Origin of the sequence: Streptomyces morookaense (genome assembly GCF_013030945.1) — a bacterium.
GTDB lineage: Bacteria > Actinomycetota > Actinomycetes > Streptomycetales > Streptomycetaceae > Streptomyces > Streptomyces morookaensis.
Map to the genome: position 1 here is coordinate 18,699 of NZ_JABBXF010000071.1, position 23,015 is coordinate 41,713.

Annotated in this window: 14 protein-coding genes; 1 reads left to right on the top strand and 13 read right to left on the bottom strand. The window is 73.9% G+C overall.

What is annotated here, in order from left to right; all coding sequences use genetic code 11:
* Positions 1 to 11 precede the first annotated feature (11 nt).
* From HG542_RS26000 to HG542_RS26060, 13 genes are all read right to left on the bottom strand, one after another.
* Positions 12 to 1,220, bottom strand: coding sequence for a TldD/PmbA family protein (locus tag HG542_RS26000; RefSeq protein WP_171085506.1), 1,209 nt, complete (start codon positions 1,218 to 1,220; stop codon positions 12 to 14).
* The gene (locus HG542_RS26005; RefSeq protein WP_171085508.1) at positions 1,217 to 2,515 is read right to left on the bottom strand and encodes an MFS transporter; all 1,299 of its coding nucleotides are present in this window, start codon (positions 2,513 to 2,515) and stop codon (positions 1,217 to 1,219) included. Before HG542_RS26005 ends, HG542_RS26000 begins: the two co-directional genes overlap by 4 nt.
* Positions 2,512 to 4,545 carry a JmjC domain-containing protein gene (locus HG542_RS26010; protein WP_171085510.1) on the bottom strand — a complete coding sequence of 678 codons (2,034 nt, stop codon included), beginning with the start codon at positions 4,543 to 4,545 and terminating at the stop codon, positions 2,512 to 2,514. The genes HG542_RS26005 and HG542_RS26010 overlap by 4 nt, the downstream gene beginning before the upstream one ends.
* Positions 4,538 to 5,818 (bottom strand): tetratricopeptide repeat protein, encoded by a 1,281-nt coding sequence (locus tag HG542_RS26015; RefSeq protein ID WP_171085511.1) that lies wholly within the window; start codon positions 5,816 to 5,818, stop codon positions 4,538 to 4,540. Before HG542_RS26015 ends, HG542_RS26010 begins: the two co-directional genes overlap by 8 nt.
* Positions 5,815 to 6,669, bottom strand: a complete 855-nt coding sequence (locus HG542_RS26020; RefSeq protein ID WP_171085512.1) for a hypothetical protein — start codon at positions 6,667 to 6,669, stop codon at positions 5,815 to 5,817. The genes HG542_RS26015 and HG542_RS26020 overlap by 4 nt, the downstream gene beginning before the upstream one ends.
* Positions 6,666 to 7,634 carry a multinuclear nonheme iron-dependent oxidase gene (locus tag HG542_RS26025; RefSeq protein WP_171085513.1) on the bottom strand — a complete coding sequence of 323 codons (969 nt, stop codon included), beginning with the start codon at positions 7,632 to 7,634 and terminating at the stop codon, positions 6,666 to 6,668. The genes HG542_RS26020 and HG542_RS26025 overlap by 4 nt, the downstream gene beginning before the upstream one ends.
* 28 nt (positions 7,635 to 7,662) lie before the next feature.
* Positions 7,663 to 9,789, bottom strand: coding sequence for a B12-binding domain-containing radical SAM protein (locus HG542_RS26030; RefSeq protein WP_171085514.1), 2,127 nt, complete (start codon positions 9,787 to 9,789; stop codon positions 7,663 to 7,665).
* Between the two features lie 157 nt (positions 9,790 to 9,946).
* Positions 9,947 to 10,084, bottom strand: coding sequence for a hypothetical protein (locus HG542_RS26035; RefSeq protein ID WP_171085515.1), 138 nt, complete (start codon positions 10,082 to 10,084; stop codon positions 9,947 to 9,949).
* Between the two features lie 220 nt (positions 10,085 to 10,304).
* Positions 10,305 to 11,240 (bottom strand): NAD(+) diphosphatase, encoded by a 936-nt coding sequence (gene nudC, locus HG542_RS26040; protein WP_171085516.1) that lies wholly within the window; start codon positions 11,238 to 11,240, stop codon positions 10,305 to 10,307.
* A gap of 69 nt (positions 11,241 to 11,309) precedes the next feature.
* A complete protein-coding gene (locus tag HG542_RS26045; RefSeq protein ID WP_171085518.1) occupies positions 11,310 to 12,716 on the bottom strand; it encodes a dipeptidase in 1,407 nt (468 codons plus the stop codon).
* 47 nt (positions 12,717 to 12,763) lie between these two features.
* Positions 12,764 to 16,153 (bottom strand): ATP-dependent helicase, encoded by a 3,390-nt coding sequence (locus HG542_RS26050; protein ID WP_171085519.1) that lies wholly within the window; start codon positions 16,151 to 16,153, stop codon positions 12,764 to 12,766.
* A 55-nt stretch (positions 16,154 to 16,208) separates the two neighbouring features.
* On the bottom strand, positions 16,209 to 19,499 hold the full coding sequence (locus HG542_RS26055) for an ATP-dependent helicase (RefSeq protein ID WP_171085521.1): 3,291 nt from the start codon (positions 19,497 to 19,499) through the stop codon (positions 16,209 to 16,211).
* Positions 19,500 to 19,688: 189 nt separating this feature from the next.
* A complete protein-coding gene (locus HG542_RS26060) occupies positions 19,689 to 20,039 on the bottom strand; it encodes an MGMT family protein (RefSeq protein ID WP_308438038.1) in 351 nt (116 codons plus the stop codon).
* A 290-nt stretch (positions 20,040 to 20,329) separates the two neighbouring features.
* Here HG542_RS26060 and HG542_RS26065 point away from each other — a divergent pair, with 290 nt between their 5' ends.
* Positions 20,330 to 22,906 carry a flippase-like domain-containing protein gene (locus HG542_RS26065; protein WP_373313115.1) on the top strand — a complete coding sequence of 859 codons (2,577 nt, stop codon included), beginning with the start codon at positions 20,330 to 20,332 and terminating at the stop codon, positions 22,904 to 22,906.
* Positions 22,907 to 23,015: the final 109 nt, after the last annotated feature.

The following is a 23,015-nucleotide window of genomic DNA, read 5'->3' on the forward strand; positions in this document are numbered from 1 at the left end:
GGCGGATCGGGTCAGAGTGGCCGGCCGGGTGCCGGGTCGTCCCGCCGTGGGCGGGGGCCCGGCACGGGCACTGCGGTGAGGTCTTCGCAGGCGAGGGACGGGGCGGCGACGCCGACCGGCAGTTCCTGGCCGTTCTTGCCGCAGCCGGTGACGGGGTTGAAGCAGGCGACGTCGTCGCCCACCTGCCGCAGGGCGCGCAGGGCGGCCGTCTTGTTCCCCTTGATGTCGAGCCGGCGGACGAGGACCCCGGTGAGTGCGCCGTCCTCGATCCACTCGGCGTAGCCCGGCCGGATGACGAAGAGGTCCTCGACCGAGCCGCCGCCCCAGGCGCCGCGGCAGTACAGGCCGCGGCGGACGGAGCGGATCATGTCGGCGGCCGGGGTGCTGCCGGCGGCCACGGACAGGGCGGACATCCTGGGCTGTGCCGGTCCGGTGCCGAGGGAGCGGCGGCCGTTGCCGGTGCGGGGCAGCCGTTGCAGGGTTGCGTGGGCGGCGTCCGTCATCACTCCGGTCACGACGCCGTCGGTCACGAGACGGGTGAGGGTCGCGGGGTGGCCTTCGTCGTCGGTCCGGTAGGTGCTTTCGAGTTGTTCCGGTTCGCCGGGGCGGGGGCCGTCCGTGACGGTGAGGGCCTCGGTGGCGATGCGCAGACCGAGCCGCAGTCCTGAACGGGCCGCGTAGTCGTGGTAGTTGTCGGCTTCCAGGCTGTGGCCGAGGGTTTCGTGGGCGAAGTGCACCGCCGTCTCGGGGGCCAGGACGATGTCCCCGGTGAATGTGCCGGACAGCGGGAGGGCGGTGGCCGCCGCCCGGATCTCGCCCGTCAGCTGTGCGGTCGCGGACCGCAGGGCGGCGAGGGGGTCGGGGCCGGCCCATTGCCACACCACGGGCGCGGTCCTGCCGTCGCGCGGCACGCGGATCTCGGTCACTGCTTCCAGCCGGGTCCGTTGCACCGGGTCGCTGCCGGGCGGTCTGCGGCACTCCCACCGGCTCGTCATCCGCACGGTCACCGACACGTCCGACGCATCCGGCACGTCTGCCCGGCCGGTCAACCACTCGATGTCTTCGCGGAGTTCGCGTGCGAGTTCGTTCAACCGTGCAGTGGTGAGGAGCGGGACGTCGTCATGACGTCCTGCGGTCCGTTCGGTGACGCTGTCGGCGGTCACGGTGACCGTGCGGTGTGCTGTTTCGTCCGTTCGTCCGTCGCAGTGTGCTGCCGTCATGCCGTCTCGGGCTCACTGCTGCGCGCCGCCGGCGTGGTGCGGTCCGGTCCGCTGTGTCCGCCGAACTCCCGTACACCGGTGATGAGGAGCGGGGCGACGGTGCTCAGGGTGAAGAGCACTGCCGCGGTCAGGGTGACGGACCAGACGGGTACATGGGCGAGTGAGAGTCCGACGAGCGCGTAGCCGACGGGGGCGGCGGCGGTGGAGGCCAGCCAGTCCAACGACATGATGCGGCCGAGCAGTTCATCGGGGATGTGCCGTTGCAGGGCGCTCATCCACAGCACCTGGAACGCCGCCAGGCCCGCCCCGGCGGGGATCGCGGCGAGCGCGAGCAGCGGCACCGACCGTGTCGCTCCCAGCAGTCCGACCGCCAGTCCGAACGGCAGCTGGGCGAGCAGGGCCACGGTGCCGGGGTGTCCGGTGACGCCCTTGCGGACGAGGATGCCGCCGGTCAGGGCTCCGGCGGAGAAGGCCGCCATCACCACGCCGTAGGCCCAGGTGTCCGCGTCCGATCTGAGCAACCGTTCCGGCAGCAGGACGAACCAGGCCGGGACCGTCGTCACCATGTGGAACACCGACATCAGCAGCACCGCCCACACCCAGGGCCGGGACCGGGCGGCACGTACGCCGTCGGCGATCTCGCCGAGCAGGGAGCCGATGCGGAGTCCCGGCCGCTCCCCCGGTTTTCCCGGCGCGGTCTCCTTCACGCCGACGAGGAGGGCCGCGCTGACCGCGAAGGTGGCCGCGTCGAAGAGCAGGGCGCTGCGGGCCCCGATCACCGCCACCGCGGCGCCCGCGAGGGTGGGGCCGAGGATGCCCACCGTCCGCTGGGTCGCGGTGGCGAGGGAGTTGGCGGCTTCGAGCTGCTGCGCGGGGACGAGCCGGGGCAGCAGGGACTCGTAGGCCGGGTCGAAGAAGGCCTCCCCCGCGCCGACCAGCAGCACCAGCAGTGCCAGGGCCCAGGGCGGTGCACCCACGGCGGCCAGGGCGGCCCCGGCGACGACCACGGTGCGCAGGACGTCGACCCCCGCCATGATCCTGGTGCGCCGGAAGCGGTCGGCCACCACGCCGCCGATGAGGACGCAGACGGCCATGCCGAGGGCGCGGGCGGCGAGCACGGTGCCGAAGCCGGTGACGCTGCCGTCGTCGACGAGCACCGAGGTGGCGATGGCGAAGGGGAAGACCTGGTCGCCGAGCGAGCTCGTCAGCTGGCTGATCCACACGCGGGCGAAGGCGGGTTCGCGGAGGACTCTGCGCCAGGATCCGGCGTCGGCGGGGGTTGCGGGGGACTTCATCGGGACGGCGTGCTCCCTGTCGGTGTGTGGTCCGTGTCCTGCAGGACGGCGTCGGCGAGGGCGAGGTCCGCGGGGGCCGCCGCGCGGACGGCCGCCGTGGCGCGGGCCACGTCGGCCAGGACCGCGTCCGTCCACGGCGCCGCCCCGGGCAGTCTCCGGCAGAACTCGCCCTGGAGGCGGGCGGCGTGGAGCTGCCCGTACACCCAGGGCGCCGAGTGTGCGGAGCCGTCCCAGGGGGACGGCAGCGGCGGGAGGCCGTCGGGCGGCGGGCGGAGGTCGGTGAGGAGCCGCCACTGGGCGCGTGCCAGGACGGTGACGAGGCCTGCTGCCGCGGCTTCCGGTGCTGGCGGTGAGCAGGCCGTCAGGGCGAGCCGTTCGGCCGGTGCGGGTCCGGTGAAGAGCAGCAGGTGGGCTTCGGCGGCGGCCAGGGCGGCGGGCCAGTGGGCGGCGAGCAGGGCGACGGCGTCCGCTGCCGTGTCCGTCTCATGGTCCGGCAGTCGGCCGCAGTGCCAGGAGATGCCGAGCTGTTCGGCGGTTTGCCACCACGTGTGATGGGTCAGCAGGCGCAGGTCCGACCGGCCGGTGGTGGTGAGCGGTGTGCGCGTGGCCTGCTGCCATGTGCCGTCGGCCGTGCGCAGTTCGGGGGTGCCGTCCTGCGGGTCGAACCGTACGGCGGTGGTGTCGCCGAGGGTGCCGGGGACGGTCCAGCGTTCGCCGGGGAGGAGCACGGCGATGCCGTGGGGTTCCGAGGGGGCCGCGGTCAGTGGCCGGCCGGCGGCCGTTCCGGGGTGGCGGGCGGCGATGCCGAGGACGGCGGAGGCGACGTGCGGGACGAAGGTGTCGGCGGGCTCCCAGTAGTCGGCGGCGGCCTCGCGTTCGGCGCGGCGGACGGCGCCGAGGAGGACGGGGTGGCGGCCCAGGGCGAGGAGTTCGGTCTCCTCGGCGGCCGCCAGCAGGTCGACGACCGTCTGCGCGGTGCGCAGGATGCCGGGCTGTCCGTCCCAGTGGCCGCTGCGGTGGCGGAGCAGGCGCAGGACGCGGAGGAGGACGTGCCGGGCGTGTTCCCGGCGGGCGTCCGCCCACAGGGTGCCGGAGAGGGGTGCGGCCAGCAGGGCGTGCGCGTCGGGCAGGTCGGGGGTGCGGCGGAGCAGGTCGCGCAGCGGGCCGCGGAGGGTGATGGCGAGCGGCTGCGGCCTGGTGTCGTCGTCCTGTTCCGGTTCCGTGGCCGGCCGGGTGCGGGGGGCGTGCAGCCCGTGGCGTACGCCGACTCGGTGGCGTACGCGCAGGGTCTCGCCGATGCGGTGCCGGAGGGCGGGGTCGTCGAGGGCCTGCCAGAGGGCGTCGAGGTCGGGTTCGCCGGGGGCCAGGGGCTGCCACCATGCGCGGTGTGCCGCCAGTTCCTCCCCGAGCAGGGGCAGTACGGTCTGCAGCGCGCTGGCGGAGTTGAGGGCGACGCTGATGCTGAGGGAGGGGCCGTCGCTGACGCCCCAGTGGCTCCAGAACACCGGGAGATAGAGCACGTCCCCGGGTTCGAGGACGAATTCGAGGGCATCGTCGGGCATGTAGGCCGTGCCGACGGTGTGGTCGCCGGTCATGCGGCGGCGCAGGGAGTCCTCGGGCAGGCCGGAGGGCGGGGCGAGCTGCCAGCGTTTGGTGCCTTCCTGTTGCAGCACCAGGTTGTCGCTGTCGTCGAAGTGGCAGCCGATGCCGGAGGGGGCGAGGGTGCGTACCGCGTCGCACCACACGTTCGGCCAGTCCAGGGCGTGCCGGACGGTGTCGCTGACCGCGGCCAGGCGGGGCGAGGCGAGGTCCGTCACGCGTACGAACCGGGCCTCGCCGGGGCGTTCGACGACCTGTACGGGGTGCTCGCGCGCCATGCGGGCCCGGATCTCCTCGAACTCGGCAACGCTCAGGGGCGGTTCGAGGAGTGTACGGGCGGCGCCGCGCAGGACGAAGGGGGTGCGGCGGAAGTATGCGGCGAAGAACGTTTCCCGGCTCATGCCGGGGAGGAAGGGGTGTCCGTCAGTCATGCCAGAGCTCCGCGAGGACGTCGGCGTGCCGCTGGGCGTCGCGTTCGGCGCCGCCGTCCCCGCTGCGGCGGCCTGCCAGGGCCAGCAGGCCGGGCAGGTCGCGGTGCAGCGGGGTGGTCTGCAGGGCGCGTCGGGCCCGCTGCACGCCCTCGGTGGTGCGGCCCAGGCGCAGGGCGCAGATGACGCCCAGGATGCCGGCGTGGGCGTCGAGGGTGTCGGAGACGGTTTCGGTGCACAGGTCGAACAGGCCGAGTGCGGTGGCGTGTTGGCGTGCGCGCATGGCCGCGAGTCCGGTGACGTAGGCGGCCCAGGTGGCGCGGCCGCCGTGCCGGCGGGCGCGGTGGACGGCGGTGAGGGCTTCGTCGGTGCGTCCCGACTGGGCGTCCAGGACGGCGCGCAGGGTGAGGCCTTCGGCGCCCAGGGGGGCCAGTTCCTCGTCCCACAGCCGCTCCGTCTCCGCCGGGCCGAGGGGGGTGCCGCGTGCGGCGGCGGCCAGTGAGCGTTCCGGGGCGGGGCTTCCCGACGTGCCGGTGAACACTTCGGCGGCGGGGGTCCGCAGGGGCATGCCGAGTTCCCGTGCCAGCCGGGTGGCGAGTGCGGTGCCGCAGGCGGCGGGGACGAAGCCGCTGGACACGCTCAGCGATCCGCTCCAGCTGCGCATCTTCCCGGCCCACGGCCCGAGTTGGTTCATCACTTCGGCGACGGTGTGGTCGGCGCGCCCGTCGCTGTCGACGAAGTAGTCGAGGTCGACGTCCACGGCGGTGATGTTGTCCAGCACGTCGGGGCCGAGTGCGTGCAGGCCGGTGCAGGCGAGGGTGCCGACGGGCAGTTCGGTGCGGACGCCCCACGGTTCGCGGGTGAAGGTCTCGATCACGCGGTGGCCGACGTGGGGCACCAGGCTGAGTGCGCCCAGCAGGGCCGCTGCGGGGTTCCGGCCGGCCTCGCCGGGGACGACCCAGCACACGGAGGCGAGCCAGCCGCCGGCGAGTGCGGGGTAGAGGAAGTCGTCGAGCCCGTAGCGGCCGCTGCCCGGTTCGCGGAACGGCAGGCGGCGGCAGGCGGCGGCGAGTTCGCGGGAGCGGCCGCGCAGCGCGGCGAGGGCCCGGCAGTCCTCCGCGGGCACGTGTTTGAGGTCCAGGTGCCGGTCGAGGAACAGCAGGTGCTCGTCGCTGAACCCCCGGACGTCCCAGACGGGGAGGACGTGGCCGTGTTCCGGTACGGCGGTCAGTCCGTCGCGGGTGTCGTCGAGTGTCGTCGTGCCGGGCGTCGTCACCAGATTCCTCGCCTCCGCAATGCCTGCCTGACTCGTTCGGCTTCGGGTTCGCCGGGCCGGAGCAGGGCGTCGGCGACCCGCCGGGAGACGGGTCCGAAGGCCATGGCCCGGGGTGTGCACACGTACAGGCAGGTCACGTCCGTACTGCCCGGATCGGCGGCGGCCGATGCGCCCCAGCGGGCGGGCAGCCGGGCCGGGCAGGTCCGTACGGTGGCGTGTCCGTGGTCGGTGGGCAGGATGCCGGGCACGTCCGTCCGGAAGGAGACCGGCCGTTCGTGGACGAGCGCGGTGAGGAGGGCCAGGAGCATCTCGTGCCGGAGCGTGTACCAGAGGTCCTGGGCCGCGGGGTCCGCGCCGTCCGGTGCCGCGCAGGGCAGGTCCATGGCGTAGCCGGCGAAGGCCTCTTCCAGTGAGATGCCTTCGCCGGTGTAGGGCAGTGCGCGGAATCTGCCGAACCAGGGCGAGGCGAGGAACTCGCGGACGAGGCGTGCCCGGGGCCGGCCGCGGGCGGCGAGGAGGGCGAGGGAGCGGGGGAAGGCGTCGGCGATGCCGCCCGCGCCGTCGCCGTGCCACAGGTCGGTGCGGAAGCGGCGTGCGGTGAAGGCGAGTTCGCCGTGGTCGACGGTGGCGAGGCAGGCGTGTTCGGCGGGGTTGCCGGTGACTGCGGCGGGGCCGTGGGCGGCGAGGCGTTCACGGTAGTCGTCGTCGGTGAGCAGGCGCGCGAGCAGGGCGGTGAGTTCGGGGCCGGTCAGCTCGGGAGCGGTGGGTTCGGGGCCGGCCTGCTCAGGTCCGGTCGGCTCGGGTCCGGTCGGCTCCGGTCCGGTGGGCCCGGCGGCGGCAGGCGGTGTCATGGGGTGTCCCGGCCGGCCCACGCGGTCACGAGGTCGCGCAGGCGTGCGTAGTTGCGGCGGGACTTCTCGACGAGTTCGCCGTCGTCGCCGTAGACGGGGTCCTCGTAGGTGACGCCGAGAAGGTTGGGGCAGCGGGGCAGCAGGTGGCGGGTGAGCTCGATCTGTTCGTCGAGGAGGATGCCGTGGTGGAGGTCGCGGAACTTTCCGTCGACGATCTGGCAGCCGGAGAGGTGCAGTTCGCGGCAGCGGTCGAGGGGCAGCCGTTCCAGTTCGTCGAACATGGCCCGCCCGGTACGGCCTTTGAGCCACTGGTAGCTGAGGACGTGGCCCACGTCGAGGGTGACGTGGACGTCGGCGTCCTCGGCGAGGCGGCGGAAGTAGTCGAAGCCGTCGAGGCCGCCCAGGACGAACGAGCCGCCCTCGGTGAAGCCCGGGAACTCGACATGCAGGGGCGGTTCGAGCAGTTCGCGGGCCTGCCGGGCGTTGGCCGTGGCCAGGCGGAGGCCTTCCTCGGTGAGGACGGGCGGCAGGGGGTAGGGCAGCGGCCGCCCCTGCAGGCTCCAGATGCCGAGGTCCTCGACGACCCAGGAGAAGCCGTAGCGGGCGTGCAGGGCGTTGGCGAACTCCGCGGCCGGGCGCCGGTCGTAGGCCTCGGGGGTGCCCATGTTGAGCAGGGTGTGGTGGAAGGCGCGGGTGTGCAGGCCGGGCATGGCCGCATAGAGCCGGTCGTAGGCGGTGACGTAGTCGGCGGTGCGCAGGCGGGCGCGGTGGCGGGGCTGGAAGGCGAAGAAGGAGTAGGCGAAGTCGCCGGCGTGGCGCTCCAGGAAGGTGCGGACGCGGGGGGTGATGTCGCCGCCGTCGTCCGTCTCGCGGAAGCCGGTCCGGGCGCCCCAGGGCAGGTCCATGCCGACGCCCAGACCGAGCCGGGTGCGGGGGCGGGGGCGGGTCGGTGCGGCGGTGGTCATGCGGGGCTCCTAGGGCGTGTCCGGTGGGTCAGTGCAGGCCCCGCGGCGTCTGGTGCTGGGGGCACCTCCCAGCGGTAGCTGGGGGAGCATCGCAAGGCGGAGCATCACTCGCGTACTGGGCGTACTCGGGTGATGCGACAACGCGGCGAGGTGCCGTGTCAGGCGGCGCGGGGCCTGTGCCGACCCGTCGGACACGCCCTGCGTCCAGGCGGTCGGGGAGGGGGATGCTTTCGGCGGCGTCGGCCGCGACCAGGCGTCCCAGCAGCCGTGCTCCGCGGTCGGAGCGGGCGGTGAGTGTGTACGCGTCCTCCTCGACCGCGACGTGCTCCCGGGGAAGGGCGAAGATCTGCTGCCAGACGAGGTCGGAGAGCAGGAGGGAGCCTGCGCCGGTGCCCTCCGCCGCGGCGGAGGGCACCGGGCGTACCCAGGGGCGCAGTCGGGCGTGCCGGACGGGGCCGTGGGTGCGGCTGTGCCGCTGGTGCGGGGGCAGTGCGTCGTTCCCCTGCGGGCGGACGGCCCGGAAGGTGTCCGTCAGGCGGTGCAGGGAGGTGGCGCGGCCGGGGCCGTCCGGAGCGGTGAGCGGGTAACCGTGCCTGCCGCCCAGGTAGTTGAGCTCGGGGTTGGCACCGAGCGCCCCGGAGCGGTCGAGGGTAATGCCGTAGCGTGCGGCGTCGGCCGCGAGGAGCGTCCCGGGTTCGGCGACCATGAGCTGCAGGACGTCGATGCCGATCTTCGTCTCGTTGGCACGGAGGAATTCCCGTGACGCCTTCGCCTCGTCGTCGGTCTCGTCGAAGAGGCCGCCCATGACGGAGAACCGGAGATTGATGCCCGCGCCGGTGATGTTGTCGATGATGCGCTGATAGTCGGCGGAGACGACGCCTTTGTCCATGAGGTCGAGCAGGCGCTGCGCATTCGTCTCGTATCCGACGCTCATGAGAACGCATCCGAGTGCGGACAGTTCCCGGCAGAACTCCTCGTCGAGGAGGACGGATTCCAGCCGGTTGCGGGTGCTGAAGGTGACCCGGATGCCGCGGCGGCGGACTTCGCGCATGGCCTGCACGATCAGCCGCAGATTGGTGTTCTCGTCGACGACGGCCACGAAGTCCACGCCGTGCCGGCGGACGACGGATTCCACGGAGTCGGCGATCTGCGCGGGAGTGCCCTGCTGATACGCCCCTTTGGGCAGGGACCTGTTCCCGTACGAGCAGAAGACGCAGCGTCCCCAATAGCAGCCGACGCAGGAGACGATGGCCAGTTGGAAGTCCTCGGCCACGTAGGAATGCACCGGGAGGCCGTCGAAGTCCGGTGGCCCGGTGTCGCGGAATGTCATCCGCAGGGGCAGGGCGGCGCCGGTCTCCCGGCCGGGCGCGGTCCACAGGACGCCGGGGACGTCGCTCGCGGCCGTCGTGCCGTCGAGGGCGTCGAGCCCTGCCGCGAGCGGTTCCTCACCGGCGGCGGTGCACAGGGCGTCGGCGCCGTGCCGGACGGAGCGCAGGCCGAGGAGTTCGCCGCTGCGCAGCATCACCTGCTGGCCGCCCAGCCACACTTGGGCCTCCGGCTGCAGGGCGCGCACCCAGGCGGCGATCAGCAGGGCGGGCGCGAGCTGGCTGAAGAAGGCGACGGACAGGCCGACCAGGCGCGGCCGGGTGGCGGCGAGGGTGCGTTCCAGGAGGCGCCGGAGCGTGGCGGTGGGCGGGTCGAGCGCCGCGGCGTCCTGTGCCGCGAGCCGTGCGACCTCCGCGTCCAGTGCGTCCAGGCCCGGCCAGGGGCGGGTGAGGAAGGAGTCCTCCAGGACGGTCTCGACGGCCTGGTTGGCCAGGCGCACCGCGCGGGCGGGGCCGAGAGCGCCCGCGCCGTGTTTGGTGAGGACGTGGCTGCGCAGTTCCGGCAGGTGCGCGCAGGCCGTTTCGGCCATCGCGGCGCGGTACCAGTGGCGCATTCCGGAGCGGCCCCGGTGGCGCTCGTACGCGCCCATCAGGGGCCCGTACTGCAGGAGTTCGTGGAAGAGGCCGAGATTGAGGTCTTCCTGGTGGACGGTCCGGCCCTGCGCGCGCAGATGGCCGGTGAGACAAGGAAGGCTCAGATAGGGGAAGAGCCGTGCTTCGGTCTGCGGCGGGAAAAGAAGGACCGCGTCCGCGGGAGCGGTGTCTCCCATGGGTGTGCACGCTCCCAGGACTTCGTGGAGTTCCGGTATTCCGTGCGGGTTTCCCTGCGATATGCAGTGCAGTATGCAGTGCGATACGCAGTGCGGTTTTCCATGATGCGGCCGGCATCACGTGGAGCCGGTTTCCCGGCCCCACGCACCGTGCGCGCTAGTCCTCGGGAGTGGCCTCGACAAGGGACTTGAAGCGGAAGGCGTGGAATGCGCCGCCCACCTTCAGTTCGGAGGATTCGATGACCTGGAGGTCGTCCAGCTCGTCGAACTCTTCGGCGGTGTAGTTCTCAGACATGCGAAACTCCCTGTTCCGGGGCAGCTGAGCAGTCGAACTGCGCACAGTAAACAGGAATGGAAAGCATGCGAGCAAGGTAAAAATCCGGCCAGTGGACGGTCAGTTGACGCCCTGTTCGCCGGGTGTGCACCGGTTTGATCGATGGCTTGTCGGCCGGATAATGCCCCTCCCCGCACCGGTATCCGATATCCGGTGCGGGAATTGCGCTGGAACGTGATATTCAGCTTGCGGGCAGGGGTTCGCCGAACCAGAGCTCGATCAGCCGGGCCGCGATGGAAATCCCCGTGGGCGGCAGCACCTCGCCCGAGGCGAAGGCGGCCCGCAGTTCGTCCCGCGAGAACCAGCGCGCCTCGTGGATCTCCTCGCCGTCCACCTGGATGTCCGAGGACGTGGCGCGGGCCATGAAGCCCAGCATCAGGCTGGACGGGAACGGCCAGGGCTGGCTGGCGACATACTCCACGTCGCCCACCACGACACCGGCCTCCTCGGCGACCTCGCGGCGCACGGCCTGCTCGATGGACTCGCCCGGCTCGACGAAGCCCGCGAGCGTCGAGAAGCGGCCCTCCGGCCAGTGCATCTGCCGGCCCAGCAGGGCCCGGTCCTTCTCGTCCGTCACCAGCATGATCACGGCCGGGTCGGTGCGCGGGTAGTGCTCGGCGCCGCAGGCCGGGCAGCGGCGGATGTGACCGGCGGCCGCGATCACCGTGCGCTCGCCGCAGCGCGAGCAGAAGCGGTGCAGCCGCTGCCAGTTCTCCAGGGCCACCGCGTGCACCATCAGGCCCGCGTCGCGCGGCGAGAGCAGCAGCCCCGCCTCGCGCAGCCCGGCGGGCCGCGCCGACTGGTCCATCCGGCCCGGCAGCGCGTCCTTCTGGAGCGCGAAGTAGGCGACGCCGTCGGCGTCCTGGCCCAGGAAGTAGCGGTGCGTCTCGGTGACGGGCGCCTCGAAGGCGGGGGTCATCACCAGCTCGGTGCGGCCGTCGGGGGTGTCGTCGATCAGCGCCTGCCCGCCGGAGACCACGAAGACGCGCGTCGACGGGTGGCTCCACGCCGCGGACAGCCACGCCTCGTCCAGGCGGTGGTGCGCGGCGCGGTCGATGCCGCTCGTGTCGCTGAGCGTGATCGGCCGGGTTGCTGCGAGATCGGTCCAGGTGGTCACGGCTGCTTCCAACTCCCCCTGCAAATGGTGATGATGGTGCGTCATGGGCGCGGTTCCGGGATCCGCCGGTCAGTCCCGGCCGGTGCGTCCGGTCTCGGCGAGCTCGCCCCACAGGTGGGCGGCGGTCTCGACGCCCTTCATGAGGAGATCCAGCTCGACCTTCTCGTTCGGCGCGTGCCAGCCGTCCGACGGCACCGAGATGCCGAGGAACAGCACGGGCGCGCCGAGCACGTCCTGCAGATCTGCGGCGGGGCCCGAGCCGCCCTCCCGCGTGAAACGGATCTTCTGTCCGAAGGCCTTGCCCATGGCCCGGACGACGGCCTGCAGCGCCGGGTGGTCCAGCGGGGTCAGGCAGGGGCGGGTCGCGCCCCAAAACGTCACCTCGTGCCGGATGCCCTCGGGCAGCCGGTCCGCCACCCAGGCGCTCAGGGACCGCTCGATGACCTCCGCGTCCTGCCCGGCGACGAGCCGGAACGAAAGCTTCAGCTGGGCGGAGGAGGGGACGATCGTCTTGCCGCCGGGGCCCTGGTAGCCGCCGCCGATGCCGTTGACCTCGGCGGTGGGCCGGGCCCAGATGCGCTCCAGGGTGCTGTAGCCGGCCTCGCCGAGGGTGCCGTGCGAGTGGGCCGTGCGCAGCCACTGCTGCTCGTCGAAGGGCAGTTCCGCGAAGAGTTCCCGCTCGGCGTCGGTCAGTTCGGCGATGCCGTCGTAGAAGCCGGGGATCGTCACGCGGTGCTGCTCGTCGTGGAGCGCGGCGGCCAGGCGGGCGGCCTCCATGGCCGGGTTGGGCACGGCGCCGCCGAACGAGCCCGAGTGGATGTCCTGGTCGGGGCCGTACAGGTCGATCTGGCAGTCGGTGAGCCCGCGCATGCCCGTGCACACGGTCGGGGTGTCCGCGGACCACATGCCGGTGTCGGAGACGATCACCGCGTCGCAGGCGAGGCGGTCGGCGTGGGCGCGCACGAGGGCGGGGAAGTTCGGGGAGCCGGACTCCTCCTCGCCCTCGACGAGCAGCTTGAGGTTGACCGCCGGGGCGGTGCGGCCGGTGGCCGCGAGGTGGGCCCGGACGCCCAGGGTGTGGAAGAAGACCTGGCCCTTGTCGTCGGCCGCGCCGCGCGCGTACAGCCGGCCGTCCTTCACGACCGGCTCGAACGGCTCGGTGTGCCAGCCGTCCTCGCGGGCGGCGGGCTGGACGTCGTGGTGGCCGTAGACCAGGACGGTCGGTGCGTCCGGCTCGCCGGAGGGCCACTCGGCGAAGACGGCCGGGGCGCCCGCCGTCTCCCAGATCTCCACGGCCGGGAAGCCGGTCTCCTTGAGCTTCGCCTGCAGCCACTCGGCGCTGCGGCGCACGTCGGACGCGCGGCCGGGGTCCGCCGAGACGGACGGGATGCGCAGCCACTCGACGAGGTCGTCGAGGAACGCGGCGCGGTGGCCTTCGATCCAGGTGCGGACGGCGCTGTCCGGGGTGTTGCTCATGACGTCGAGCCTAGCCGGATACGGGGTGTGACCGGGACCGGGTTCCGTCATGATCCCTCCCCCGGTTCCGCTTCCGGTTCCGCGCCGGGTTCTCCGCCGAGGAGGATCCGCTCCAGTGCCGCCCGGTCCGGCAGATCGGCGGGGCGGACGGTCTCGCCGTCGCGGACGTGGACGAAGGCCGCGGTGACGGCGGACAGGGGCAGGCCGCAGCGTTCCGCCCAGGCCAGGCGGTAGATCGCGAGCTGGAGCGGGTCCGCCGTGCTGCGGTCGCGGGCGGTCTTCCAGTCGACGATCTCGTAGCCCTCGCCGTCGGGGGTGCGGTAGACGGCGTCGATCCGGCCGCGGATCAGCCGGCCGGCGAGGGTGAGCTGGAAGGGCACCTCGACGCGGTGCGGGACGCGGCGGGCGTAGGGGGTGCGCTCGAAGGCCTCCTTGAGCGCGGCCAGGTCGCGCTCGTCGGCGATCTCCGTGCCGTCCTCCTCGCCCGGCAGGTCGTCGAGGTCGTGGAGGGGCAGGGGGGTGGCGTCGAAGCGGGACTCCACCCAGGCGTGGAAGCGGGTGCCGCGGCGGGCGGCGGGCTGCGGGGCGCGCGGCATGGGGCGTGCCAGGTCGCGGGCGAAGGCGTCCGGGTCCGCGGCGAGCTGCATCAGCTGGGTGGCGGTGAGGCTCGCGGGCAGGACGACGTCGCGGACCGTGGCGCGGGCGCGGCGGAGCTCGCCCGCGAGCGCGTCGAGGTCGCGGTCCCAGGAGGCGACGGTGCGGGCCTCCTCGGGGAGGAGCGGGTGCGGTTCGGGGGCGTGCCGGGGCGCCGGCACCCGGGGGCGGGTGGTGGGCAGGGAGTCCCAGTCGTCGCCGAGGGGGGCACCGTCCGCGGGCTCGCCGTCGTCCTCAGGGGGCGGCGGCCAGTCGGGGTCGTACGCAGGCCGGGCCGCGGGCGCCTGCGGTTCTGCCTCCAGGCGGGCCAGGTGGGCCGTGACCGCGTCCGCCGCGGCCCGGCGGCGGGTCAGGGAGGCGGGGTCGAGCGGGAGCGGCCAGAGCTGGTCGGCCGCGGCGGCCTGCAGGGCCGGGTTCTCCTCGCCCTCCCCGGGGGCTTCGGCCCAGGCCTCGATCTCGCCGTGGCCCTCCTCGCAGTGGGCGCGCAGGGCCTCCAGGAACGCCGACGGGCCCCGCGGGCGCTTCTGGTCCGGGCCCCACCAGTGGCCCGAGGCGAGCAGCAGAAGGCGGGGACGGGTGAACGTGACGTAGCCGAGGCGGAGTTCCTCGATGCGCTGGTGCTCCTTCATGGCGGCCTTGAAGGAGGCGAGGCCCTTGCTGTCCCAGCCGTCCACGCCGGGGAGGGTGTCCGCGTCGCCGCGCAGGGCGTGCGGCAGGACCCTGGGCTGGGCGGTCCAGGACTCGCGGGGCTGTTCGCTGGGGAACTGCTTGGCGACGAGGCCGGGGACGGCCACCACGTCCCACTCCAGGCCCTTGGACTTGTGCGCGGTGAGGATCTTGACGGTGTTCTCGCCGCCGGGGAGCGAGCTGTCCAGGCCCTTCTCGTACTGCATGGCAGTGCGCAGGAAGCCGAGGAAGGCGAGGAGGGTCGTCTCACCGTCCAGCGCGGCGAAGTCGGCGGCAATGTCCAGGAATTGGGCGAGCGTCTCGCGGCGGCGGGCGGCCAGGGCGTGCGGGGAGGCGGAGAGCTCGACCTCCAGGCCCGTGGTGGCCAGGATGCGGTGGAGGACGTCCATCAGCGGGTCGGCCGACGAGCGCCGCAGGTCGCGCAGTTCGGCGGCGAGGCGGGCGAAGCGGATGCGGGCCTCGGACGAGAAGGGCAGGCCGTCGTCGGGGGCGTCGGTGGTGAGGAAGGTGTCGAGGGCGTCGGCCAGGGAGATCGTCTCGGCCGGGTCCACGCCCTCCACCGCCTCGGCGAGGCGCCGCCCGGGGTCGGCCCCGGCGGACCCGTAGGGCACCAGGGTGCGGGCGCGGCGGCCGAGGAGGGCCAGGTCGCGGGGGCCGATGCGCCAGCGCGGGCCGGTGAGCAGGCGGACGAGGGAGGCGTTGGCCGTGGGGTCCTGGAGGACCTCGCAGACGGCGACGAGGTCGGCGATCTCCGGCAGGTGCAGCAGGCCGGAGAGGCCGACGACCTCGACGGGCACGTCCCGTTCGACGAGCGCGCCCTGGATGCGGGCGAAGTCCGAGGCGGTGCGGCAGAGGACGGCGATCTCGCCGGGCGGGGTGCCGGTGCGCACGAGGTGGGCGAGGGAGTCGGCGAGCCAGTCCAGCTCCTCGGCGTGGGTGGGCAGCAGGGCGCAGCGGACGATGCCGTCGTGCTCGGCGCCGGGGGCGGGGCGCAGGGCCTCGACGCCCTCGTGCCGGGAGCGGAGTTCGGCGGCGAGGTGGTTGGCGAGGCGGAGCAGGCGGCCGCCGCTGCGGCGGTTCTCGCCGAGCGCGTGGCGCCGGGCGGGGGTGCCGTCGGCGTGCGGGAAGTGGCGGGGGAAGTCGTCGAGGTTGGCGACGGAGGCGCCGCGCCAGCCGTAGATGGCCTGGCAGGGGTCGCCGACGGCGGTGACGGGGTGTCCGGTGCCGCCGCCGAACAGCCCGGCGAGCAGCTTCCGTTGGGCGACGGAGGTGTCCTGGTACTCGTCGAGGAGGACGACGGCGAACTCCTCGCGCAGGATGCGGCCCACTTCGGGCCTGTCGAGGGCGAGTTCGGCGGAGAGGGCGATCTGGTCGCCGAAGTCGAGCAGATCGCGGCGGCGCTTCTCCTCTCTGTACGCCCGGACGAGGCCGAGGAGTTCGCGGCGGGCGCGGGCGGCCTCGGGGACCTTGCGCAGGTCGGCGTTGGTGAGCCGGGCGCCTTCCAGGGCGGCGAGCAGCTCCGTGTCATGGGCGTGCAGGCGGGCGGGCGGCACGAGGTGTTCGCTGAGCTCGGCATCGAGGGCCAGCAGGTCGGAGACGAGGTCGCCGAAGGAGCGGGTGAGCGCGGGGTGGGGGCCCGGGGAGGAGCGCAGGACGCGGGCGGCGAGCTGGTAGCGGGTGGCGTCGGCGAGGAGGCGGGCGGAGGGCTCCAGGCCGATGCGCAGGCCGTGTTCCTTCAGGAGCCGGCCGGCGAAGGCGTGATAGGTGGAGATCTGCGGCTCGCCCGCGGCCCGGTCGGGGTCGTCGTCGTACGCGTCGGTGATACCGGCCTGCGCGAGGGCCTTGCGGACACGCTCGGCGAGCTCGCCGGCCGCCTTGTTGGTGAAGGTCAGCCCGAGGACCCGCTCGGGGGCGACCTGGCCCGTGCCGACGAGCCAGACCACGCGCGCGGCCATCACCGTGGTCTTGCCGGATCCGGCTCCGGCCACGATGACCTGCGGGGCGGGCGGCGCGGTGATGCAGGCCGTCTGCTCCGGGGTGAAGGGGATGCCGAGGAGCTCCTTGAGCTGCTCGGGGTCGGTCAGGCGCGGGGTCACACCCGAAACGCTAAGGGCGGCCACTGACAACGGGCGCTGACCAGCCGCTTTCTGCTCACTCCACGACATGGCGGCCCTCCGGGCGGGCCGTGCACGAGGCACGGAAGGTGCAGTGGGTGCAGTGCTGGCCGGGGCGCGGGGAGAACCGTTCCTCGAGGACGCGGCGGGCCGCGGCGGCCAGCAGGTCGCCGATCCACGCGCCCTCCCCCAGCGGCTCCTGGGCCTGCACCTTGGGCAGGGCGTCGCCGCCCTCCTTCTTCGCCGCGCCCTGGCGCAGCTGGACGAGCTCGGCACCGCCCGGTTCCGGCCGCGCGCCGTCGAACAGCTCGTCCACGGCGCCTTGTTCGACGGCCAGCTGGTAGACGGCGAGCTGCGGGTGGCGTTCGACGTCGGCCGCAGAGACCGTGCCCTTGCCGGTCTTGAAGTCGACGACGTACGCGCGGCCCTGGTCGTCGCGTTCGACGCGGTCCATGGAGCCGCGGATGCGGACGAGGTGGCCGTCGGCCTTGAGCGTGACGTCGAAGGGGTGCTCGGTGGCGACGGCGGTGCGGCCGCCGCGTTGCAGGACGTGCCAGCGGAGGAAGCGTTCGAGGGCGGCGCGGGCGTTCTCCTTCTCCTGGAGCGACTTCCAGGGGGCGTCGAAGGCGAGCGCGTCCCAGACGGATTCCAGGCGTTCCATCAGGACGGCGAGGTCGGCGGGGGTGCGGCCGGAGGCGACCTCGTCGGCGAGGACGTGCACGACGTTGCCGAAGCCCTGGGCGGCGGTGGCGGGGGCGTCCGCCTTGACCTCGCGGCCCAGGAACCACTGGAGCGAGCAGGTGTTCTCCAGCTGTCCGAGTGCGGAGCCGGAGAGGGCGACGGGGCGTTCGGGGTCGCGCAGCGGCACCTCGCTGTGGGTGGCCTCGGCGAGGCCCCACCAGCGGTAGGGGTGGGCAGCGGGGACGAGCGGCCGGCCCTCCTCGTCGCGCAGGGCGGCGAGCCGGGCGAGCCGTTCGGCTGCGGCGGCGCGCAGGGCGTCGGAGGCGGCGGGGTCGACGGTGGTGGCGCGCAGTTCGGCGACGAGGGCGGCGACGGCGAGGGGGCGGCGGGGCCGCTGGGTGACGTCGACGGGGGTGATGCCGAGTTCGGCGAGGAAGCGGGAGGGCTGGTCGCCGTCCTCTGCCGCGGCCTTGACGGCGGTGACGACCAGGCGGTCGCGGGCGCGGGTGGCGGCCACGTAGAAGAGCCGGCGCTCCTCGGCCAGCAGGGCGCCGGGGGTGAGCGGTTCGGCGAGGCCGTCGCGGCCGATGCGGTCGGCCTCCAGGAGCGAGCCGCGGCGGCGCAGGTCGGGCCAGAGGCCTTCCTGGACTCCGGCGACGACGACGAGGCGCCACTCCAGGCCCTTGGAGCGGTGGGCGGTCATCAGGCGCACGGCGTCGGGGCGGGCGGGGCGGCGGGTGAGGGTGTCGGCGGCGATGTCCTGGGCGTCGAGCTCGTCGAGGAGGTTGAGGGCGCCGCGGCCGCCGGTGCGGGCCTCGGCGCGGGCGGCGGTCTCGAACAGGGCGCAGACGGCGTCGAGATCGCGGTCCGCGTTGCGGCCGGCGGCGCCGCCGCGGTGGGCGGCGCGTTCGAGGCGCTGCGGCCAGGGCGTGCCGTTCCACAGGGCCCACAGGGCGTCCTCGGCGGTGGCGCCGCCGGCGAGCAGTTCGCGGGCGGTCTGCAGGAGGGCGGCCAGGCGCTGGGCGCCGCGGGCGTAGGAGGGGTCGTGGGCGGCGAGGCGTTCCGGTGCGGCGAGGGCTTCGGCGACGAGCTCGTCGGAGGGGCGGGGGACGGCCCGGCCCGCGGCCCGTTCCTCGTCGCGCAGGGCGCGGCCGAGCCGGCGCAGGTCGGTGGCGTCCATGCCGCCGAGGGGGGAGGCGAGGAGGGCGAGGGCGGTCTCGGCGTCGAGCCAGGGGGTGTCCTCCTCCGTGGGGAGGACGGATTCGGCGACGGTGCGCAGGGCGGTCAGCAGGGGGGCGACGGCCGGTTCGTGCCGCAGGGGCAGGTCGTCGCCGTCGACCTCGACCGGTACGCCCGCGGAGGTGAGGGCGCGGCGCAGGGACGGCAGGGAGCGGGAGCCGGCCCGGACCAGGACGGCCATGTCCTGCCAGGGGACGCCGTCCTCGAGGTGGGCGCGCCGCAGGATGTCGGCGATGTTGTCGGTCTCGGCGCCCTGGGTCGGATAGGTGCAGGCCTCCACGCGGCCGCCGGCGCGGACGGCGGTGAGCTCGCGGTGGGCGCGGACGGCGTCGGCGGGCAGGCGGGTGAGCGGCATGCGCCGGGTGAGCTGCCGGGTGGCCGCGAGCAGGTTCGCGCCGGAGCGGCGGGAGACGGTCAGGACCTCGACGGGGGCGGGGGTGCCGTCGGGGCGGGCGAAGGTGCGGGGGAAGTCGAGGATGCCGCCGACGTCGGCGCCGCGGAAGGCGTAGATCGACTGGTCGGGGTCGCCGAACGCCATGAGTGTCCGTCCGCCGCCGGCGAGGGCGCGCAGCAGCCGCACCTGGGAGGCGTCGGTGTCCTGGTACTCGTCGACGAAGACCGCGTCGTAGCGGCCGGCGAGGTCCGCGGCCGTCTCCGGGCGCTCGGCGAGCAGCACGGCGCGGTGGACGAGTTCGGCGTAGTCGAGCACCCCGTAGGTGTCGAGGACGTCCAGGTACTCGGCCATGAAGGAGGCGGCGGCCCGCCAGTCGGGACGGCCGGTGCGGGCGGCGAAGGTGCCGAGCGTGCCGGGCCCCAGACCGAGTTCGCGGCTGCGGGCGAGGACGGCGCGCACCTCGTCGGCGAAGCCGCGGGTGGTCAGGCAGGCGCGCAGTTCGTCGGGCCAGCGCACGGCGGCGCGGCCCGCGCGCTCCAGTTCGGCCTGGCCTGCGAGCAGTTCGCGGACGACGACGTCCTGTTCGGGGCCGGACAGCAGGCGCAGCGGGTCGGCGAAGAGGTCGGCGTCCTGGTGGGCGCGGACGAGGGCATAGCAGTACGCGTGGAAGGTGGTGGCCTGCGGGGCGGCGGCGCCGCCCATGCGGGCGGCCATCCGGTCGCGGAGTTCGACGGCCGCCTTGCGGCTGAAGGTGAGGACGAGCACCCGCTCCGGGTCCGTGCCGCGCCGCACCCGCTCGGCCACGGCCTCGACGAGCGTGGTGGTCTTCCCCGTGCCGGGCCCGGCGAGCACCAGCAGCGGCCCGTCCCGGTGGTCAACCACGGCGCGCTGCCGTGCGTCCAGCTCAGGAGGAACCACGGGTCCCGGCCGGGTGCGCACCAGACGGTAGGCGCCCTGGGCGGGCTGCCGTGTCCGGTGAGCATGCGGTGAGCGGGAAGGCGGGGAGAGACTCACGTGGGGTGCCGGTCCTGGTGGTGTTGCGGGGGTGGGTGCGACGCGGTCCTCGACGCTACGCCAGGAGGCCGCCGGGGCGCAGGGCGCCGGGGGAGCCCCCGCACGCCCGTCGTGGCCTCATCCGTTCGGGTGCTGCCCCGGGACCACGGGCCCGCGGGCGGTGCGGGCGGCCCCGCCGCACGGCCCGGCTCACGTGTGCGGAGTCACATCGCCGTCCCAGCGGGCCCGGGTCATCGCGAGGCGCGGCACATGCCCTTCGGCCTGCCGGCCGGCCTCGCGCAGCGGGGTGCCCTCGGCGCGGTAGTGGGCCAGGGCGCGCAGCTCGTGGCCGGGCAGCAGCACCCCGTCGGCGCGGACGACCCGCCACCACGGCACGGCGCCGCCGTACAGCGCCATGACCCGGCCCACCTGGCGCGGCCCGCCCTCACCGAGCCACTCGGCGACGTCCCCGTACGTCATCACCCGGCCGGGCGGAATCAGCTCGGCCACGGCCAGCACCCGCTCGGCATACTCGGGCAGGGTCTCCGGAAGCTCGCTCACGCGGCCCATCCTGCCGCACCCCTCCGACAACGCCCCGGGCGGATGATCACTCAGAGTGCGGCACCGCATCACAGGGCGTACGATCCGGAGTCCGCGCCCGCGAAATGCACCCTGATGCCCCGTTGCCCGGCCGGGCCATGCCACCATCTTCCGGGCGGTGACTGGTGATACGAGACCAAGAAGAAGACAAGGACGAGCAACAGGGCGCGCAGCCTCGCGACGAGGCCCGCGTCCCCGGCGCGCTGCCCCCTTCCGGGGACCGCGGCTCGTACAAGTGCGAAGGCGGCGAGATCCACATCGACAAGGTCTCCGGCGACGAGCCCCTGCTCCCCGCCCGTGTCCACCGCCCCGCCGACCTGGTCCGGCTCTTCCTGGGCATCCTCGGCATCGCCCTCGTGCTCGCCCTGGCCGCCTTCGCCCACTTCACCACCGCCGGGCTGGAGAGGGACATCGGCGAGAGCACCGGCCGGGCGCCCCAGCTGCTGGCGAACTTCGCGGGGCTCGCGGCCAACATCGCCATCTTCATCGTGCCGGTCGCGTTCGCCATCGAGCGGCTGATCAAACGGGACGGGCTGCGCATCGCCGACGGTGTGCTGGCCGCGGTCCTCGCGCACGGCGTCTCGCTCGGCACCGACCTGTGGGTCGCCCAAGGGGCGCCCGCCTCGATCCGTTCGGCGCTCATCCAGACGTCGCCGACCGGCAGCGCCACCGACCCGGTGCACGGCTATCTGGCGCCCGTGATCGCCTACATGACGGCGGTCGGCATGTCCCGCCGCCCGCGCTGGCGGGTGGCCATGTGGGCGGTGCTGCTGCTGGACGCCTTCGCGGTGCTGGTGAACGGCTACACCACACCGTTCTCCATCGTCATCACCGTGCTGATCGGCTGGACCGTGGCCTACGGCACGCTCTACGCGGTCGGCTCGCCGAACGTCAGACCGACCGGCCAGCATCTCCTCGCCGGCCTGCGGCGCGTGGGTTTCAACCCTGTGACCGCCCTGCGCACCGAGGACCCGGAGGACACCGAGCATCACGACCGGGGGCGCCGCTACATCGTCACCCTGGAGGACGGCCCGCCGCTCGACGTCACGGTCGTCGACCGTGAACAGCAGGCGCAGGGCTTCTTCTACCGGGTCTGGCAGCGCCTCGCCCTGCGCGGCATCACGCAGCGCCGCAGCCTGCAGTCGCTGCGGCAGGCCCTGGAGCAGGAGGCCCTGCTGGCCTACGCGGCCATCGCCGCGGGCGCCAACGCGCCGCGGCTGATCGCCACCTCCGAGCTCGGCCCGGACGCCGTGATGCTCGTCTACGAGCACATCGGCGGCCGCACCCTGGACGCCATCCCGGACGAGGAGATCACCGACGAGCTGGCGGCCGGTGCCTGGCGGCAGGTGCAGGCGCTGCAGTCGCGGCGGATCGCCCACCGGCGCCTCGACGGCGACGCCCTTCTGGTGGATCGTTCCGGCAACGTCGTCCTGACCGACCTGCGCGGCGGCGAGATCGCCGCGGGCGACCTGGTCCTGCGGATGGACATCGCCCAGCTGCTCACCACGCTCGGCCTGCGGGTGGGTGCCGAACGTGCCGTGGCCTCGGCCGTGTCCGTGCTGGGCCCCGACGCCGTCGCCGACAGCCTGCCCCTGCTCCAGCCGATCGCCCTCACCCGCTCCAGCCGGGCCACCCTCCGCCAGCTCGCCCGCGAGCGCGCGGAGCGCGAACGGAACGCGGTGCTGGAGTCCTCGCGCATCGAGAAGGAGCGCAGGGCGCGGGAACGCGCGGAGAAGGGTGCGGACGTCAGCGAGCGCAAGGCGCTCAAGGCCGAGAAGAAGGCGGAGAAGCAGGCGCTCGGTGTGGCGGCCGAGGAGGCGCGCGAGGAGGACCTGCTCGCGCAGATCCGCCGGCAGGTCCTGCTGATCCGCCCGCAGGCGCCGATAGAGCCGGTGCGCCTGGAGCGCATCAAGCCGCGCACCCTCATCAGCTCCATCGCGGGCGCCTTCGCCGCGTACTTCCTGCTCTCACAGCTCGCACACGTCAAATTTGGCGACCTGGTCGCACACGCCAACTGGTACTGGGTGCTGGCCGCCGCGGCCTTCTCCGCCCTGAGCTACCTGGCGGCCGCGATGAGCCTGCTGGGCTTCGTACCGGAGAAGGTGCCCTTCGGCCGCACGGTGCTCGCCCAGGTCGCCGGCTCGTTCGTCAAACTGGTCGCCCCCGCCGCGGTGGGCGGAGTCGCCCTGAACACACGCTTCCTGCAACGCCAGGGTCTGCGGCCGGGGCTCGCCGTGGCGAGCGTGGGAGCGTCGCAGCTGTTCGGTCTGGCGAGCCACATCATCCTGCTGCTGACGTTCGGCTACATCACCGGAACCGAGAACACGTCGTCGCCTCTCCCGCCGTCCCGCACGGTCATCGGCGGCCTGCTCACGGCAGCGGTCCTGGTGCTCGTGGTGACGGCGATCCCGTTCCTGCGGAAGTTCGTCTCCACGCGCGTGCGCTCGCTCTTCGCGGGCGTGGTGCCGCGCATGCTGGACCTGCTGCAGCGGCCGCGGAAGCTGCTGAACGGCATCGGCGGCATGCTGCTGCTGACGGCCACGTTCGTGCTGTGCCTGGACACGTCGATCCGGGCGTTCGGCGGGGACCTGAGCTACGCGAGCGTGGCCGTGGTCTTCCTCGCGGGCAACGCGCTGGGGTCGGCCGCGCCGACGCCGGGCGGTGTGGGCGCGGTGGAAGGTGTGCTCATCGGCGCCCTGACCCTGGCCGGACTGCCGGCGGAGACGGCGGCGCCGGCCGTGCTGCTGTTCCGGCTGCTGACGTTCTGGCTGCCGGTGCTGCCGGGGTGGCTGTGCTTCAACCAGCTGACGCGGAAGGGTGCCATTTAGCCGTCCGGCTCGGGTCGGGTGCCCATCGGGTGCGGGTCGGCTGTGGCTGGTCGCGCCCACGCGGCGGAGCCGCACATCGATACGGCCCCGCGCCCCTTCGGGGCGCTGA